This window comes from Halomonas sediminis (assembly GCF_044871105.1).
Classification (GTDB): Bacteria; Pseudomonadota; Gammaproteobacteria; order Pseudomonadales; family Halomonadaceae; genus Vreelandella; species Vreelandella zhuhanensis.
This window is the reverse complement of the sequence record NZ_CP085246.1, coordinates 1941851-1958854: the sequence shown is the minus strand read 5'-3', so window position 1 is coordinate 1958854 and position 17004 is coordinate 1941851. Positions and strand designations below refer to the sequence as shown.

The 17004-nt window shown below is 57.9% G+C and carries 15 protein-coding genes; all 15 read left to right on the top strand.

Going from position 1 to position 17004, the window contains the following annotated elements; all coding sequences use genetic code 11:
* Positions 1-12: 12 nt before the first annotated feature.
* The 15 genes from leuC (at position 13) to LG290_RS09335 (ending at position 16831) form a co-directional block, all read left to right on the top strand.
* Entirely contained in the window at positions 13-1473 is a 1461-nt protein-coding gene (gene leuC, locus LG290_RS09405; RefSeq protein ID WP_499834605.1) for a 3-isopropylmalate dehydratase large subunit, read from the top strand.
* Between the two features lie 3 nt (positions 1474-1476).
* Complete coding sequence (gene leuD, locus LG290_RS09400; RefSeq protein WP_499834604.1) at positions 1477-2133, top strand: 3-isopropylmalate dehydratase small subunit; 657 nt, start codon at positions 1477-1479, stop codon at positions 2131-2133.
* Between the two features lie 58 nt (positions 2134-2191).
* Positions 2192-3271 (top strand): 3-isopropylmalate dehydrogenase, encoded by a 1080-nt coding sequence (leuB, locus tag LG290_RS09395; RefSeq protein ID WP_499834603.1) that lies wholly within the window; start codon positions 2192-2194, stop codon positions 3269-3271.
* A gap of 108 nt (positions 3272-3379) precedes the next feature.
* Positions 3380-4492, top strand: coding sequence for an aspartate-semialdehyde dehydrogenase (gene asd / locus LG290_RS09390; protein ID WP_160418676.1), 1113 nt, complete (start codon positions 3380-3382; stop codon positions 4490-4492).
* Between the two features lie 203 nt (positions 4493-4695).
* The gene (locus LG290_RS09385) at positions 4696-6696 is read left to right on the top strand and encodes a type IV pilus assembly protein FimV (RefSeq protein ID WP_499834602.1); all 2001 of its coding nucleotides are present in this window, start codon (positions 4696-4698) and stop codon (positions 6694-6696) included.
* Entirely contained in the window at positions 6693-7625 is a 933-nt protein-coding gene (truA, locus tag LG290_RS09380) for a tRNA pseudouridine(38-40) synthase TruA (protein WP_499834601.1), read from the top strand. Before LG290_RS09385 ends, truA begins: the two co-directional genes overlap by 4 nt.
* Positions 7622-8266, top strand: coding sequence for a phosphoribosylanthranilate isomerase (locus LG290_RS09375; RefSeq protein ID WP_499834600.1), 645 nt, complete (start codon positions 7622-7624; stop codon positions 8264-8266). The genes truA and LG290_RS09375 overlap by 4 nt, the downstream gene beginning before the upstream one ends.
* A 153-nt stretch (positions 8267-8419) precedes the next feature.
* Positions 8420-9607 (top strand): tryptophan synthase subunit beta, encoded by a 1188-nt coding sequence (gene trpB, locus LG290_RS09370; protein WP_499837069.1) that lies wholly within the window; start codon positions 8420-8422, stop codon positions 9605-9607.
* 9 nt (positions 9608-9616) lie between these two features.
* On the top strand, positions 9617-10432 hold the full coding sequence (gene trpA / locus LG290_RS09365; RefSeq protein WP_499834599.1) for a tryptophan synthase subunit alpha: 816 nt from the start codon (positions 9617-9619) through the stop codon (positions 10430-10432).
* Positions 10433-10513: 81 nt separating this feature from the next.
* Complete coding sequence (accD, locus tag LG290_RS09360) at positions 10514-11560, top strand: acetyl-CoA carboxylase, carboxyltransferase subunit beta (protein ID WP_499834598.1); 1047 nt, start codon at positions 10514-10516, stop codon at positions 11558-11560.
* On the top strand, positions 11553-12863 hold the full coding sequence (folC, locus tag LG290_RS09355) for a bifunctional tetrahydrofolate synthase/dihydrofolate synthase (protein ID WP_499834597.1): 1311 nt from the start codon (positions 11553-11555) through the stop codon (positions 12861-12863). The genes accD and folC overlap by 8 nt, the downstream gene beginning before the upstream one ends.
* Entirely contained in the window at positions 12844-13476 is a 633-nt protein-coding gene (locus LG290_RS09350) for an SPOR domain-containing protein (RefSeq protein WP_499834596.1), read from the top strand. Before folC ends, LG290_RS09350 begins: the two co-directional genes overlap by 20 nt.
* A 2-nt stretch (positions 13477-13478) precedes the next feature.
* Complete coding sequence (locus tag LG290_RS09345) at positions 13479-14036, top strand: CvpA family protein (RefSeq protein ID WP_499834595.1); 558 nt, start codon at positions 13479-13481, stop codon at positions 14034-14036.
* Between the two features lie 64 nt (positions 14037-14100).
* The gene (purF, locus tag LG290_RS09340; RefSeq protein WP_160418667.1) at positions 14101-15621 is read left to right on the top strand and encodes an amidophosphoribosyltransferase; all 1521 of its coding nucleotides are present in this window, start codon (positions 14101-14103) and stop codon (positions 15619-15621) included.
* A gap of 10 nt (positions 15622-15631) precedes the next feature.
* Complete coding sequence (locus LG290_RS09335) at positions 15632-16831, top strand: O-succinylhomoserine sulfhydrylase (RefSeq protein WP_499834594.1); 1200 nt, start codon at positions 15632-15634, stop codon at positions 16829-16831.
* The last annotated feature ends 173 nt before the right edge of the window (positions 16832-17004 follow it).

Genomic DNA, 17004 nt, shown 5'->3' with positions numbered 1-17004 from the left:
CCGGGAGAGCACATGTCAGGTCAAACCCTTTACGACAAACTCTGGTCGCAGCATCTGGTCAAGCAGCGCGATGACGGCACCGCGCTGATCTACATCGACCGCCACTTGCTGCATGAAGTGACGTCTCCCCAGGCGTTCGAAGGCCTGCGTCTGGCCGGGCGCAAACCGTGGCGTCTGGATGCCAACCTGGCGACACCGGACCACAATGTGCCGACCACCATCAAAGAGCGCGCCGAAGGCAATGCCGGGATCAAGGATGCGACGTCCTTGATCCAAGTGCAGACGCTGGATGAAAACTGCCTGAGCTTCGGTATCGAAGAATTCAAGATCAACGACCCCCGCCAAGGCATCGTGCACGTGGTAGGCCCTGAGCAGGGCGCCACGCTGCCCGGCATGACAGTGGTCTGCGGCGATTCCCATACCGCCACCCATGGGGCCTTCGGCGCCCTGGCGCACGGTATCGGTACCTCGGAAGTCGAGCATGTACTGGCGACCCAGTGCCTGTTGGCGCAGAAAATGAAGAACATGCAGGTGCGTGTCGAAGGTGAGCTGGGCACCGGCGTTACCGCCAAGGACGTCGTCTTGGCCATTATCGGCAAGATCGGTACCGCGGGCGGTACCGGTTACGCGATTGAATTCGCCGGTGACGCCATTGCCTCGCTTTCCATGGAAGGCCGCATGACCGTATGCAACATGGCCATCGAAGCGGGTGCCCGGGTGGGCCTGATCGCCGTCGACGATACCACCATCGATTACCTGGCGGAGCGCCCTTATTCACCCAAGGGCGAGCAGTGGACGGCGGCGGTCGCCGATTGGCGCCATCTGGTATCCGATGCCGACGCAGCCTTCGACAAGGTGGTTACCTTGAAGGCCGAGGACATCGAACCTCAAGTGAGCTGGGGAACCAGCCCGGAAATGGTGGCAGGTATCTCCGGTCAGGTACCTGACCCTGCTGCGGCTTTTGATGAAACCGTGCAGCGCAGCCATGCACGAGCGCTGGAATACATGGGGCTTTCGGCCAATCAGAAGATCACCGATATCAAGCTGGACAAGGTATTCATCGGCTCCTGCACCAACTCGCGCATCGAAGACCTGCGTGAAGCGGCCAAGGTGGCGCGTGGCAAGAAGGTTGCCGGTTCGATCATGTTGGCGATGGTGGTGCCAGGGTCCGGCCTGGTCAAACGCCAGGCGGAAGCGGAAGGGCTCGACAAGATATTCATCGAAGCGGGCTTTGAATGGCGTGAGCCGGGCTGTTCCATGTGCCTTGCGATGAACGCCGACAAACTGGGTGCCGGTGAGCACTGTGCGTCCACGTCCAACCGTAATTTCGAAAGTCGCCAAGGTTACGGCGGGCGCACGCATCTGGTCAGCCCGGCCATGGCCGCCGCTGCCGCTATCGCCGGACATTTCGTGGATGTGCGTGGGATCGATAGCGCTGCCGCCAATGACCCCACACTCGTCAAGGAGGCCTGAACCATGCAAAAATTCGAACGCTTAGAAGGCTTGGTGGCGCCGCTCGATCGAGCTAATGTCGACACCGACCTGATCATTCCCAAGCAGTTCCTGAAGTCCATCAAACGCACCGGATTCGGGGTCAATCTGTTCGATGACCTGCGTTATCTGGACGAAGGCTATCCCGGTCAGGATATCGCCGGTCGCCCCTTGAATCCGGATTTCGTGCTCAATCAATCCCGCTACCAAGGCGCCAGTGTCTTGCTTGCACGGCGCAATTTCGGCTGTGGCAGCTCGCGTGAGCATGCCCCCTGGGCGCTGGAGGATTTCGGTTTTAAGGTGGTGATTGCCCCGAGTTTCGCCGATATCTTCTACAATAATGCGTTCAAGAACGGCATCTTGCTGGTGACCTTGGCCGAAGAAGAGATTGATCGGCTGTTCCAGGAAGTCGAGCCTAATGAAGGCTATCGCCTGGATGTGGACCTGGAAAATCAGCGCCTGATCACGCCTTCCGGTGAAGTGCTGGAATTTGCAGTGGACGCCTTCCGCAAGCACTGCCTGCTGGAAGGGCTCGACGACATCGGCCTTACCTTGAAGGACGAAGACGCCATTCGTACGTTTGAAGCTAGGCACCGCGTCGAACGGCCCTGGCTGTTCCGCGAAACCATGAAGGTTGGCTGACGCCTGAATCGCTGAATTCTATTAAGAGTTTTCAAGGAATTTAATTTAAGGAACCAGGATGACACGCAAGATTTTGCTTTTGCCGGGTGATGGTATCGGTCCGGAAATCAGTCTTCAGGCATCGCGCCTGCTGGCGGCTTGCCAGGAAGCCGGCTTGGATATCGCCGTGGAAGAGGCGCTGGTGGGGGGCGCGGCCTATGACGCCCATCTGGACCCCTTGCCCCCGGAAACCTTGCAAAAGGCCAAGGACGCCGATGCGATTCTGCTGGGCGCCGTGGGCGGCCCCAAGTGGGATACGTTGGAAGATCTTTCCAAACGCCCGGAAAAAGGCTTGCTGGGGCTGCGCAAGCACTTGGGTCTGTTCGGTAATCTGCGCCCGGCGATTCTGTATCCGCAACTGGTCGAGGCATCCTCGCTCAAGCCCGAGCTTGTGTCCGGCCTGGATATCATGATCGTGCGCGAGCTCACCGGGGGTATCTATTTCGGTCAGCCGCGTGGCATCGAAATACGCGACGGTGAGCGCGTAGGCTTCAATACCTACGTGTATTCCGAGTCCGAAATCGAGCGTATCGGGCGTGTCGCCTTTGAAATGGCACGTAAACGCGGCAAAAAACTGTGTTCGGTGGACAAGGCCAACGTTCTGGAAGTCACCATCCTGTGGCGTGAAGTGATGACCCGCCTGGCTCAGGAATACCTGGATGTCGAGCTGACCCACATGTACGTGGATAACGCCGCAATGCAGCTGGTGCGCGCGCCCAAACAATTCGATGTGATCGTTACCGGCAACATGTTCGGCGATATTCTCTCGGATGCCGCCGCCATGCTGACCGGCTCCATCGGCATGCTGCCCTCGGCGTCACTTAATGAAAGCGGCCAGGGCATGTACGAGCCCTGCCACGGCAGTGCCCCCGATATCGCCGGGAAGAACGTGGCCAACCCCTTGGCGATGATGCTTTCGGTGGCCATGATGCTGCGTTATTCGCTCAGTGAGCCGGCATTGGCCGAGCGTATCGAGGCAGCGGTGGGCCAAGTGCTGGATGACGGCCTGCGTACCGCCGATATTGCCTCTGACGGCATGCAGGCGGTTTCCACCCAAGCCATGGGTGACGCGGTATTGGCGGCTTTCGCTCAAGGTTGATGTCGCTTGTAACAATGGGATAGCGACAAATGCACGCCGCCGGGCCTTCTGCGAGATTGCCCTGTGGTGTGTATAATACAGCTTTCATTCTTTGCTGGAGGGCTTCACATGTTGAAAGTTGGTTTCGTCGGATGGCGTGGCATGGTGGGTTCGGTACTGATGCAACGCATGCAGGAAGATGGCGACTTCAATGGCATCGAGCCGGTGTTCTTCACCACCTCCCAAGTGGGTCAGCCGGGGCCGGATATCGGCGTTGACGTACCAACGTTGAAGGATGCCTTTGTCATTGATGAGCTCAAGGCGCTGGACGTGGTCATTACCTGCCAAGGGGGTGATTATACCAGTGAGGTTTACGCTGATCTGCGTAAAAGCGGCTGGCAGGGATATTGGATCGATGCCGCGAGCACGCTGCGCATGGAGGATGAAGCCACCATCGTGCTCGACCCGGTCAATCGCAAGGTGATCGACGATCAGCTGGCCAAGGGCGCCAAGACGTTCGTGGGCGGCAACTGCACCGTCAGCTTGATGCTGATGGGTTTGGGTGGGCTGTTCGAGGCCGATATGATCGAGTGGATGACCTCGATGACCTATCAGGCGGCCTCCGGTTCCGGCGCCAAGCACATGCGTGAACTGCTCAACCAGATGGGCGCACTGCGTGACAGCGTCGGCAATGAACTTGCCGATCCGTCCAGCGCTATCCTGGATATCGATCGCAAGGTGACGGCAGCCATGCGTAGCAGTGAATTTCCCACTGATAACTTTGCTGCGCCGCTGGCCGGTAGCCTGTTGCCGTGGATCGATACCAAGCTCGAAAACGGTCAGAGCCGTGAAGAATGGAAAGCCGGGGTCGAAAGTAACAAGATCCTCGGCCTGCGCGACAACCCAGTGCCTATCGACGGCCTCTGTGTACGTGTCGGCGCCATGCGCTCGCACAGCCAAGCCTTTACCATCAAGCTCAAGCAGGACGTGCCGCTGGATGAGATCGAAGACCGTATCGCCAGCCACAATGACTGGGTCAAGGTCATTGCCAATGACAAGGATGCCACCATCAATGGCCTGACCCCGGCAGCCGTTACCGGCACCCTGGATGTACCGGTAGGGCGTCTGCGTAAGTTGGCCATGGGAGGAGAATACCTCTCTGCCTTTACCGCTGGCGACCAGCTTCTGTGGGGGGCTGCTGAGCCGCTCAAGCGGATGCTGAAAATCCTGCGCGAGCAGTAATCGGCTGATTCGTAGCGAATAAGCATTAATCTAGTGCCAAAAAAGAAAAACGGAGAACTGATCAGGTTCTCCGTTTTTTATGCGTTTCAGTCCCCGAGTATGATAAAACTAATTCAAAATCTTCAAGTTCTTCCAAGTCGATTGTTTGCGAAAGGCAGCTGTTTGCAGAGACAGACGTTGAATTGTTACTCCAAGGGATGTTCATGAGACATACGCTTACGTTCGCCATGCTGTTGGCACTGCTGTCCACCAGTCCATTAGTGGCGGCGCTGGGTCTAGGGCAGGCCACGGTGGAATCTCCACTCAATACGCCATTGAAGGCATCGATTCCGCTGCTTGATATCAGCGGTTCTGACATCGAGCAATTAAGCGCGCAGGTAGCCGATGAGCAGGATTTTGAGGCAATCGGCTTGGCGCGCACGCCGTTGGCGGCCAGCGTTCAAGCGGATATCAGCCGGGTAAAGGGCGAATGGCAGGTACAGCTTTCCACGCAGCGTCCCGTGAATGATCCTTGGTTGGATCTCTTGCTGTACCTGGACTCTCCCCAAGGGCGCCAGGTTCGAGAGGTCACATTACTGCTTGATCCGCCGGGCTATGCGTCCATGCCTTCCTTGGAAGAGGGCTCGTCTCAAGCCTCGCCAAGCGCCTCGGCATCGCGTTCCACCAATGCGCCGGTTGCCCAGCCTTCATCATCATCGGGTGCCTATATCAGCCGGGGCGATACATTATGGAGTGTGGCGGAACGCTTGCGCCCAGCTGAGGTCAACGTCCAGCAGATGATGATTGCCTTGCTCGAAGCTAACCCCAATGTGTTTCCCTCTGGCAATATCCATGAAATGCGCGAAGGGCTTACCTTGGAAGTGCCGCCGCCAAGCCGGGTAATGGCTCGCTCGCCCGACTCGGCGGCCGAGACTATTCAGGCGATGAACCAGGCCTGGAGTCGCCGTGATGGCGGTACCCCCGAGGCAGTGCCGTTGCCTTCTGTGCAGACGCCCGATCCACTAGAGATTAGTGAGACGGCAATTGCCGCTTCAATCGCGTTGACAGGGATAATGCAACCTGAAGCGCCGAGCAAGGAGGCGCTTGCAGAAGAACGGGCACGTCTAGCTGATCTTGAGCGGCATTGGGAGGAAAGCCAGGCAACCATCCAAACCTTGCTTACAGAGCGTGAGTCGCTGCATGAAGAAGTCGATCAGCTGCATGGGCTGCTCTACACGCTGCGCGAAGAATTGGACGCCTTGGCTACGGATCCCCCGAAAGTCGCCCGGGCCACCCAAGATGACCCTTGGTGGCAGGCGGGAGCAGCGTTATGGCAGCATTATCAATGGTGGGTGACAGGCATTGCCATTGCGCTGTTGCTGGCGGTATTGGTGGCGCTTCGTCGCCGCCGCGATGTCTGGGAAGAACCAGTGATAGCCGATTCCGATATATCAAGAGCCGAGCCTCAAGTGCCAAGTGCCGGGGTGTCCAGCTCGGCAATGAACCGCGCGACCTCATCGATACAGGCCCGGGACGAGACGCAAGCAGCCCCTTCATCGCACACCGATGCTTTGTTGCACGACGAGGCGCCGGGGATGAGTGTCGCGCACAGCTACGCAGCAGTTGATGATCAAGCAGAGAAAGCGCCTTCTGCACGCAACGAAGCCGAGCCCGAACCGCCAGCCGAAGAAGCCCCTTTGCAATGGGACGATAGCGAGACGCCGATGATTGAAAAGCCTTCGGAGTCCCTTGAGGAGCCGTTAGTAACAGACCCAGTCGGGGGGGAAGCGCCCGAGATGCCTGCACCGGCCAAGCAGGATCGCGAGCGGATGGTCGATTATGAGCCGCCCGTGCTGAGCAACGAGGAGGCGGTTCGGGAAGAGACTCCTATGCAACCGACGATCGACTTCACGCAGGTGTCTCGTTCATCTGAGCCTTTTTCAGCGCAGCTTCCCGCATCGGCGCTTTCCGAACTCGAGGCTTCTACCCTGAAACCCCAGCCGTCTTTGACTGAAAAAACGGGGATGCAGCGTTATCCACATGACACCAAGGGTTTTGATGAGCAACCTGAAATCGATTGGGAAATTGAAGAGGTGGCATTCGATGCGCGTGATCTGGATAATAGCCAGCCGGCCAATAGTCAGTCGACTGATAAACACAAAGCCGATTCTTCGCGCCACATCCGTGATGCGCCGTCCGCCTACAGACCCGATGCCAAGCAATGAACCAGATTTACCATCTCGATGAACATCAACCGCTTCCTGGCCGTCTGGCCATGGGAGTGGAATATGATGGAAGTGCCTATTGCGGATTTCAGCGGTTGACCCATGCCGCCTCGGTTCAGGCGTCTCTGGAAAAGGCCCTGGCGCATATCGCCAATGCCCCGGTGCGCGTGAAGGCCAGCGGGCGAACGGATACCGGCGTGCACGCCACGCGCCAAGTGGTGCACTTCGACCCTCCGACAGCGCGTTCGGAAAAAGCCTGGGTCTTCGGCGTCAATGCCAAGCTGCCGCGCGATATCGCGGTGCGTTGGGTCAAGGCGGTGCCGGATACCTTCCACTCGCGCTTCGATGCCCTGGGGCGGCGCTATCGCTATATCCTGCTCAATCAGATGAGCCGACCGGTACTTGAACGTGCCAACGTCACTTGGTGTCGTGACCACTTGAATGCCGAGGCCATGCATATCGCTGCCCAGGCATTGGTGGGCGAACATGATTTCACAAGCTTTCGGGCGGCGGGTTGTCAGTCGCGCACGCCTTGGCGGCACTTGCATTTCATCGACGTCAAACGCCACGGACCGTTGGTGGTGGTGGATGTGCAAGGTAACGCCTTCTTGCATCACATGATTCGTAATATCGTCGGTGCCTTGGTCACAGTAGGACGTGAAGAGCAGGGCACCGACTATCTTGTTCGGCTGCTAGCCTTGAAGGACCGCCGGCAGGCGGATGTGACAGCGCCCGGCTGCGGGCTGCACTTCGTCGATTCGCTCTACGATGAACGTTTCGACTTGCCCAAGGAATTATTGGGGCCTAATTTGCTGGCATTTCTGGGCGAGGAGACGGGGGGGCGCGGCCTGCCGGATTGTCCCCTGGTGACGTCGCGCCGCGACAGATCCACAGTGGAACGAGCCAAGGGTGGAGCGAGAGTCATATGAGCCAGCCCGAAAAAGCCTGGGCGAGAACCCGGATCAAGATGTGCGGTCTGGGTCGGCCCGAGGATATCGATAAAGCCGTGGCGCTGGGGGTGGATGCTATCGGTTTCGTCCTATGGCCGCATAGCTCGCGCGCGGTGTCTCTTGAACAGCTGGCCACCTTGTCTGCGCGGGTACCCTCCTTCGTGACGCGGGTCGGGTTGTTTGTCGATCAGTCACCGGCCTTCATCGAGCCTTGTCTGGCTTACTTGGATTGCCTTCAGTTTCATGGTGATGAAACCCCGGAGGCCTGCGATGCCTTTGGCAAGCCGTGGTACAAGGCGTTGCGCATGCGTGACGGCCTTGATTTACAGGCCGCTGCTGCACGTTATCGCAATGCCGGCGCCTTGCTGCTAGATGCATATCGCCACGGCGTGCCGGGAGGAACGGGTGAGACCTTCGATTGGTCGAGAATCCCCGCAAGCCTGGCGAAACCTGTTATCCTCGCCGGGGGCTTGACGGCGGTCAATGTCGCTCAGGCAGTGGCCGGGGTGGCGCCTTTCGCGGTTGATGTCTCCGGCGGTGTAGAGTCTTCCCCCGGTCACAAGGATGGCGAAAAAATGGCAGCCTTTGTCCGCCAGGTAGCGCAGGCCGACAATCGTTGATCCGCTGCCCTGAAGTAGGTGGCATTTGAGGTATCACTTGAATGATGTCTCGCATGCCACGCCGAGTTTATAGCGTTATGTTCATTTACTTTCTGCCTGTTCTGGCGATCCTGTGAGGTACTAACCGTGACCAAGTTCAGCGACCTGACCCGAATGCCGGACGCCCGTGGCCATTTTGGTCCCTACGGCGGCCGTTTTGTTTCGGAAACCCTAAGCTTTGCCTTGGATGAGCTGGAGAAGATCTATCTGGATCTTCGCGATGATCCTGCCTTCCAGGCCGAGTTCGACCATGATATGGCCTATTATGTCGGCCGTCCCTCGCCGCTTTATCATGCGAAGCGATGGTCCAGGGAGTTGGGTGGCGCACAGATCTGGCTCAAGCGCGAAGATCTCAATCACACCGGTGCTCATAAGGTGAACAACACCATTGGCCAGGCATTGCTGGCCAAGAAGAGTGGCAAGCCGCGCGTGATCGCCGAGACCGGCGCCGGTCAGCACGGGGTGGCCACCGCCACGGTTGCCGCACGCCTGGGGCTTGAGTGTGAGGTCTACATGGGAGCCGCGGATGTAGAACGTCAGAAACTCAACGTCTACCGCATGCACCTTCTGGGCGCCAAGGTCATTCCCGTGGAATCCGGCACCCGTACGCTGAAAGATGCCATGAACGAGGCACTGCGTGACTGGGTAACCAACGTCGACAACACCTTCTATATCATCGGCACCGTAGCCGGACCGCATCCTTATCCGATGCTGGTGCGCGATTTCAACGCCGTGGTCGGCCGGGAAGCCCGGCGTCAATCATTGGAGCAGATCGGTCGTCTGCCCGATGCGCTGATTGCTTGCGTGGGAGGCGGCTCCAATGCGCTGGGGCTGTTCTATCCCTTCGTGGAAGATGACGACGTGGCGATGTACGGTGTCGAGGCCGGCGGTGATGGGGTGGAAACCGGCCGTCACGCGGCCCCGCTTTCCTCCAACGCACCGCGCGGCGTATTGCACGGCAACCGTACTTACTTGATGTCCGATGATGCCGGTCAGGTCTCTGACACGCATTCGATCTCCGCGGGCCTGGATTACCCCGGTGTAGGCCCTGAGCATGCGCTGTGGAAGGACGTGGGTCGGGTCAGTTACGTGACGGCCAACGACCGCGAGGTGCTCGAAGCCTTTCGTGAACTGACGCATATGGAAGGCATCATGCCGGCCCTTGAGTCAGCCCATGCGCTTGCCTATGCCAAGGTCTTGGCACCTACGATGCGTCCCGATCAGCATATCGTCGTCAACCTCTCCGGACGTGGCGACAAGGACATCATGACAGTGGCCAAGCTTGACGGCGTCGAATTTTAAGGGCTCAAGATGAACCGTATCGATCAACGTTTTACCGACCTCAAGCATCAGGGCCGCAAGGCTCTGATCCCCTTTATTACCGCTGGCGACCCGGCCCCCGAGCATACCGTGGGCTTCATGCATGCGCTGGTCGAGGCGGGCGCCGATATCATTGAGCTAGGGGTGCCGTTCTCCGACCCGATGGCCGACGGCCCGGTGATTCAGAAGGCCTGTGAGCGTGCACTCAAGCATGGCACACGTCTCAGCCATTTGTTCACCATGGTGGAAGAGTTCAGGCAAAGCGATACCACCACGCCGGTGGTGCTGATGGGCTACCTTAATCCTGTGGAGCGACTCGGCTACGCGGCGTTTGCCGACCAGGCGGCGAGTGCCGGGGTCGATGGCGTCTTGACCGTGGATATGCCCCCGGAAGAGGCCGATGAATTCGGCCCTATTCTCAAGGCGCGCGGATTGGCATCAATCTTTCTGGTTGCCCCTACCACTTCCAATGAGCGTGCCGCTACAATATGCGCTCACGGGGAAGGCTATCTTTACTATGTGTCGCTGAAAGGCGTGACCGGTTCGGCCTCATTGAATGCCGATGATGTTGCCAGCCATCTGGCACCCTTGCGTGAAATGACCGACTTGCCGCTCTGTGTGGGTTTCGGGATTCGTGATGGTGCCACGGCCGCTGAAGTGGCTAAGGTGGCGGATGGCGTTATCGTGGGTAGCGCCTTGGTCAATCAGATAGCCGAAAACGCCGACACGCCGGAAACCATCCCCGGTCTGCTGAAAGCCGTCCTGGGTGAGATGCGCCACGCGATGGATGCATTGAACCGCAACTGAATTTACTTTTTGTGTAATTTCATGACACTTACCGAGCCTGGTATCGCCAGGCGTTGACTGCATAACGGAAACCTTTCTGATATGAGCTGGTTGGACAAGATCGTGCCCTCCATGGGGCGTATCCAGCGCAAAGACCGCCGCGCCAGCGTGCCGGATGGTCTGTGGCGTAAGTGCCCTAAATGTGAAGCGGTACTTTATCTTCCCGAGCTTGAGAAGCATCACAGCGTCTGCCCCAAATGTGAGCATCACTTGCGTTTGACCGCACGTAAACGTCTGGACTGGTTTCTGGATAAAGACGGGCGCAAGGAAATCGCCGCTGATATTGAGCCAATCGATCGTCTCAAGTTTCGTGATACCAAGAAATACAAGGACCGCCTGGCAGCGGCCCAGAAGGATACTGGCGAGAAAGATGCGCTGGTGACCATGAAAGGGCAATTGGATGGCCTGCCCGTGGTGGCGGTGGCCTTCGAATTTACCTTCATGGGTGGCTCCATGGGGTCGGTGGTCGGCGAAAAATTCATACGTGCCGCTACCTTGGCGCGTGAAGAGGGTATTCCGCTAGTATGCTTTGCCGCCTCCGGTGGGGCACGCATGCAGGAAGCCTTGTTTTCCTTGATGCAAATGGCCAAGACCTCGGCGGCGCTGGAGGCTCTCAAACAAGCCGGGGTTCCGTATATATCGGTATTGACCGACCCGGTATTCGGCGGTGTATCCGCATCCCTTGCGATGTTGGGCGATTTGAATATTGCCGAACCCAATGCCTTGATCGGCTTCGCCGGTCCGAGAGTCATCGAACAGACGGTCCGAGAAACCTTGCCTGAAGGCTTTCAGCGTAGCGAGTTTTTGCTCGAGCACGGCACCGTGGACATGATCATGCATCGCCATGAGATGCGCACACGCATAGGCGCCATTCTGCGTAAGCTGACTCATCAGCCGGGCATCGCCACGGGGGAGCCTGTCGAGGAAACTGTTATCAGCGAGAATGCCGAGCCATTGGTGGATGAAGCCCCCATCGCTGATGCTGCAGAGCTGGATGCAACGGCTTCTCCCGCCACCATGGAAAGCGATGAGATTCGGCGCGAGCCCTCCTCGTCCACTGTGGATGAAGATCGTTCGCGCAATGCCTGATACTCTGAATGGTTGGCTGCATTATCTGGAAACCTTGCACCCTGTGGGTATTGACATGGGGCTTGAGCGGGTAGCTGCCGTGGCTGATCGAATGAGACTCAGGGAGCAGCCATTGGCTGCTTGCGTAATCACCATAGCGGGTACCAACGGCAAGGGCTCGACGTTGGCAATGGTGGATCGCTTGGCACGTGCGCATGGACTTTCCGTAGGCACCTATACGTCACCCCACTTGCTGCACTATAACGAGCGGATTTGCCTTGACGGTATTCACGTCACCGACGATTGCTTGATCAAAGGGTTTGAGCAGGTGGAGCAGGCACGCCTGCAAGACCCCACCATCAGTTTGACTTACTTTGAAGCAGGCACGCTGTGTGCCTTGTGGTGTCTTGGACAGGCGGCGTTGGACCTTGTGGTGCTGGAAGTGGGCTTGGGCGGTCGGTTGGATGCGGTCAATATCCTTGATGCGGATGTGGCTGTGGTCACCACCATTGCGCAGGATCACGCGAGTTTCCTGGGAACCGACATTGAGCAGATCGGGCGAGAGAAAGCCGGTATTTTTCGCCCGGCCCGCCCGACGGTGCTGGGAAGCACAAGCTTGCCAGTAAGCGTCAGGCAAACCGCTGAAGACTTGGGTGCACCGGTTCACGCTTTAGGCGAATCGTTCAATCGTCATTCACATGCCGCGGGTTGGGCATGGCAAGGTGTGGATCAAAGCGCTCAGCCGATTACACTCACGGCATTACCTGATCCCGGCTTGCCGTTGGATAATGCGGCGACGGCGTTGCAGGCGCTGGCCTTGAGTGGAGTGTCGCTTTCAGAAGCCTGTTGTCGAGAAGCGCTAGCAGCCGTAAGCGTGCCGGGGCGTATGCAATGGGTGGGGCAATGGTGCCTGGATGTGGGCCATAACCCGCATGCAGCAGCCTATGTGGCCAGCCAACTGCAACAGCAACCGTGCACGGGACGCACCTGGGCCTTGCTCGGCATGCTTGAGGACAAGGATGCCGAGGGTGTGATTGATGCCCTGGCAGCAGCCGTCACGCACTGGATTTGTGTCGGCCTGGAAGGCGAGCGTGGACGTTCGGCTAGTGATTTGGTGAAGCGCCTGGAACATCGCGGCCTTGCAGTGAGTCATATAGCCTCGACACCTGCAGAGGGCGCCCATTGGCTAGGTGCGCAACTCAACGAATCAGATCGCGTATTGGCCACTGGATCATTTGTCACTGTCGCCGAATTATTGAGCATGACGCTACCGCAGGCAGTGACCTTGCCTGTTGGAGAAGGAAATGAAATACGGCATGACTGAACGCGTAAGTGGTATCGTTATTCTCTTGGCATTGGCCGCGATAATCGTGCCTTGGTTGATGAGCGACCCCGCGCCACGGGAAGAGCGTCCACGCCCTAACCTGACCATCGAACAGCCCATCGACGTGGAGCGTCGTGATGTACCGCGCCCGGAAATACCCGCTTCAGTCGAGCAGCTTTCTACCCAAGAGCAGGATGTCCCGGCAATCGACCAGCCCGTCGAGATCGACCCCATCGAAGTAAGCCCCCGCGAGCCGGAACCGGCAGTGCCTGAGACAGCGCAACCCGAGTCCTCGCAGCCACGCGATCCGATTGCTGAACTGATGGCGGCGAACGAAACGAGCGGGGCAGATGATGCTGATGCAGTGCCCTCGGCTTCTTCTCAAGGAGACTGGGCAGTGCAGGTCGGCAGCTTCGGCGAGCCCGCTAATGTGGAACGCTTGACTGAGCAGCTTGAGAACCAAGGCTTCCAGGTTTACCAGCGCCAGCGCAAAGGCAACTTGACCACGGTATTTGTCGGCCCATTCGATACGGCTGAAAAAGGCGAGCAAGCGATGCTGGCAGTGAAGCAACGCGCCAACCTTCAAGGATTACTGGTCAGGGTGAAAGAATAACCATGGCATTGACCTGGATCGATGCCGTATTTCTGGCGGTGCTGGTGCTTTCCATGCTGGCGGGTTTCACCCGAGGGCTCGTGCGTGAGGCACTGGGCCTGGCCGCTTGGGTGGTGGCATTGCTGGTCGCCAGAATGCTGGCCGAACCCGTCGCCGAGACGCTCGGTGGCCTGATCGACAGCCATGATGCCAGGCTGGTACTGGCCTTCATTCTGGTGATTTTTGCGGTCATTCTGTTATGCGGTATTGTTATCCGTGTGCTGCACGCGGCAGTCGAATGGGCTGGCATGGGGTTTTTCAATCGCATGGCCGGTACTATCTTTGGCGCTGCCCGAGGTGCAGCCATTCTGGTAATTGCCACTGTCCTTATCACCGTGACCCCTCTATCAAGTCTTGATGCCTGGCAGGATGCCTCGCTACGCCCAACCTTCGAGCAGTTGCGTGATTGGGCGGTTAGCCAGCTGGATAACTGGGAGCGTGATCTTCCCGAAACGCCAGCATCATTAAGGGATATTTCACTTCCGCAACTGAATCGCCATGTGCCGGGGTTGAGCCAATAAACCTCATCCCCATGAATTTTTAGACTCGTCACCGCGAGTCGATGTCTCAAGCGAGGTAACTGGAATGTGCGGTATTGTGGGCCTTCTGGCCAAGCAAGCAGTGAATCAGGGAATTTACGATGCCCTGACGGTGCTTCAGCATCGCGGCCAGGATGCAGCCGGCATGATGACCTGGCATGAAGGCCGCTTCCTGTTACGCAAGAGCAATGGCTTGGTGCGTGATGTCTTTCATACCCGGCACATGGCCCGCCTGCAAGGCAAGCTTGGCATCGGGCATGTGCGCTATCCGACGGCGGGTTCTTCCAGCGAAGCCGAGTCCCAGCCATTTTATGTCAATTCGCCTTATGGGATCGCCCTGGCCCATAACGGTAACCTGACCAATTCCGAACAGCTCAAGCAGGAATTGTTTTCGACCGATCTGCGCCATATCAATACCAGTTCCGATTCTGAAGTGTTGCTCAATGTGTTCGCTCACGAACTGGGCAAGCAGGGGCTGCACCTGGAGTCCGAAGACATCTTTGATGCCGTGCGTCGTGTACACCGTCGCTGCAAGGGCGGTTATGTCGCTGTGGCGATCATCAACGGCTTCGGCATGGTGGCATTTCGCGACCCCCATGGCATTCGCCCGGTAGTCTTCGGCACCCGTGATCAGGGAGATGGCCAGGAAGTGATGATCGCTTCGGAGTCGGTGGCGCTGGATGTGGGCGGCTTTGAGCTGGTGCGTGACCTGTCACCGGGTGAAGCGATTTTCGTCGATATGCAGGGTAAGATACATACTCAGGTATGTGCCGACCGCCCAAAGCTTACTTCCTGCGTTTTCGAGCATGTTTACCTGGCTCGCCCGGACTCGATACTCGATGGTGCCTACGTTTACGGCACGCGCATGGAAATGGGACGCAAGCTCGGCGATCGGATCATGCAAGAATGGCCGGACCATGATATCGATGTGGTGATTCCGATTCCGGATACGTCGCGCACCTCGGCGCTGGAAATGGCCCAGCATCTGGGTGTGACGTACCGCGAAGGGTTCATGAAGAATCGTTATATCGGCCGCACCTTCATCATGCCCGGCCAGACCCAGCGCAAGAAATCGGTGCGTCAGAAACTCAACGCCATCGCCATCGAATTCAAGGATAAGAACGTGCTATTGGTGGATGATTCCATCGTGCGTGGTACCACTTGCAAGCAGATCATCCAGATGGCCCGCGAAGCAGGCGCACGCAATGTGTATTTCGCTTCTGCCGCACCGCCGGTGCGTTACCCCAATGTATACGGTATTGACATGCCGGCGGCCAGTGAGCTGATAGCGCATGGGCGTACCGAGGAAGAAGTGGGTGAATTGATTGGCGCCGACAGGATCTTCTATCAGAACCTGGAAGACCTGAAGACCGCCTGTCGTAACGTCAACCCAGCACTCGATGAGTTTGACTGTTCCGTGTTCGATGGTGATTACGTGACCGGCGATATCGATGATGCCTATCTCGCCGATCTTGAAGCGAGCCGCAATGATACTTCCCGCCAGAACAGTGCCGGGGACCATGCATTGGTGGATATGCACAATCAAGATGACGATGACATCGACTAAAGGGTAGGTCATGCAAGATGAAAGCAATCCGCAGGGATGGTCGCTGGACACCCTGGCGATCCGTGCCGGTCACGAGCGCAGCTTCGAGCAGGAGCATTCCGAGCCGATTTTTCCCACCTCGAGCTTTGTCTATGGCAGCGCAGCGGAAGCTGCGCGCAAGTTCAGCGGGGAAGAGCCGGGGAACGTCTATTCCCGCTTCACCAACCCCACGGTGAGCACTTTCGAAAAGCGGCTGGCGGCACTGGAAGGCGGCGAACGTTGCGTGGCGACGAGTTCGGGCATGTCGGCGATTCTGGCGACGGCCTTGGCACTGCTTTCCAGCGGCGATGAAATCGTGGCTTCGCGTTCTCTGTTCGGCTCCACCGTGAGCTTATTCGATAAATATTTGGGCAAGCTGGGTATCACGACACGTTACGTGGAGCTTTCCAATCTTGACGCCTGGGAAGCGGCTATCACGCCGCAAACCCGCCTGTTGTTTGCTGAAACACCCTCCAATCCTTTGTCGGAAGTGGTGGATATCGCCGCTCTGGCGGAACTCGCCCACCAGCATCAAGTGTTGTTGGCAGTCGATAACTGCTTCTTGACGCCGGCGCTTCAGCAGCCGCTTGCCTTGGGTGCCGACCTGGTGATTCATTCGGCGACTAAGTACCTCGATGGCCAGGGACGTGCCGTGGGTGGCGCTGTGGTAGGTAGCCATGCCCTGCTGGAAGAAGTGTTCGGCGTGGTGCGTACCTGCGGCCCCTGCCTGAGTCCCTTCAATGCTTGGATATTCACCAAGGGATTGGAAACGCTGTCGCTGCGTATGCGGGCGCACTGCGAGAATGCCTTGGGGCTGGCTCAGTGGTTGCAGGCACATCCGGCGGTAAACAAAGTGTATTACAGCGGCTTGCCGGATCATTCTCAGCATGAGCAAGCCAGGCGTCAGCAAGAGGGCTTTGGTGCGGTGCTGGGTTTCGAGGTGATCAATGGCCGCGAAGGTGCCTGGCAGGTAATCGATGCCACCCGTATGCTCTCGATTACCGGCAATCTCGGCGATGTAAAAACCACCATCACTCATCCGGGAACCACTACCCATGGCCGTTTATCGGAAGCGCAGAAGGAAGCAGCCGGTATCGCTGAAGGGCTAGTACGGGTAGCGGTAGGGCTGGAAAGCCTTATCGATATCAAGCGAGACTTGGCGCTTGGGTTGGATAGCCTGCTTTCTCGCTAAAAATTAGTGTGCTGAACGTTCTACGCAACGCGGATGTGTACATGATGGCGCCGATCGTAAGTTGTCGATCGGCGCTTTTTTACGTGAGAACGTCACGCTCAAGGAGGGATGGTTTTTACGAATGGTATGTTCTGGTTTATTCAGCAGTTTTCCTAGCGTTACCCGGGTATGCT

Bases quoted from the DNA above. Each gene is read 5' to 3' on its own strand.
- leuB (WP_499834603.1), top strand. From the start codon at position 2,192: ATGACACGCAAGATTTTGCTTTTGCCGGGTGATGGTATCGGTCCGGAA.
- trpA (WP_499834599.1), top strand. From the start codon at position 9,617: ATGAACCGTATCGATCAACGTTTTACCGACCTCAAGCATCAGGGCCGC.
- LG290_RS09385 (WP_499834602.1), top strand. From the start codon at position 4,696: ATGAGACATACGCTTACGTTCGCCATGCTGTTGGCACTGCTGTCCACC.
- purF (WP_160418667.1), top strand. From the start codon at position 14,101: ATGTGCGGTATTGTGGGCCTTCTGGCCAAGCAAGCAGTGAATCAGGGA.
- accD (WP_499834598.1), top strand. From the start codon at position 10,514: ATGAGCTGGTTGGACAAGATCGTGCCCTCCATGGGGCGTATCCAGCGC.
- leuD (WP_499834604.1), top strand. From the start codon at position 1,477: ATGCAAAAATTCGAACGCTTAGAAGGCTTGGTGGCGCCGCTCGATCGA.
- asd (WP_160418676.1), top strand. From the start codon at position 3,380: ATGTTGAAAGTTGGTTTCGTCGGATGGCGTGGCATGGTGGGTTCGGTA.
- leuC (WP_499834605.1), top strand. From the start codon at position 13: ATGTCAGGTCAAACCCTTTACGACAAACTCTGGTCGCAGCATCTGGTC.
- LG290_RS09375 (WP_499834600.1), top strand. From the start codon at position 7,622: ATGAGCCAGCCCGAAAAAGCCTGGGCGAGAACCCGGATCAAGATGTGC.
- folC (WP_499834597.1), top strand. From the start codon at position 11,553: ATGCCTGATACTCTGAATGGTTGGCTGCATTATCTGGAAACCTTGCAC.
- LG290_RS09335 (WP_499834594.1), top strand. From the start codon at position 15,632: ATGCAAGATGAAAGCAATCCGCAGGGATGGTCGCTGGACACCCTGGCG.
- LG290_RS09350 (WP_499834596.1), top strand. From the start codon at position 12,844: ATGAAATACGGCATGACTGAACGCGTAAGTGGTATCGTTATTCTCTTG.
- trpB (WP_499837069.1), top strand. From the start codon at position 8,420: ATGCCGGACGCCCGTGGCCATTTTGGTCCCTACGGCGGCCGTTTTGTT.
- truA (WP_499834601.1), top strand. From the start codon at position 6,693: ATGAACCAGATTTACCATCTCGATGAACATCAACCGCTTCCTGGCCGT.
- LG290_RS09345 (WP_499834595.1), top strand. From the start codon at position 13,479: ATGGCATTGACCTGGATCGATGCCGTATTTCTGGCGGTGCTGGTGCTT.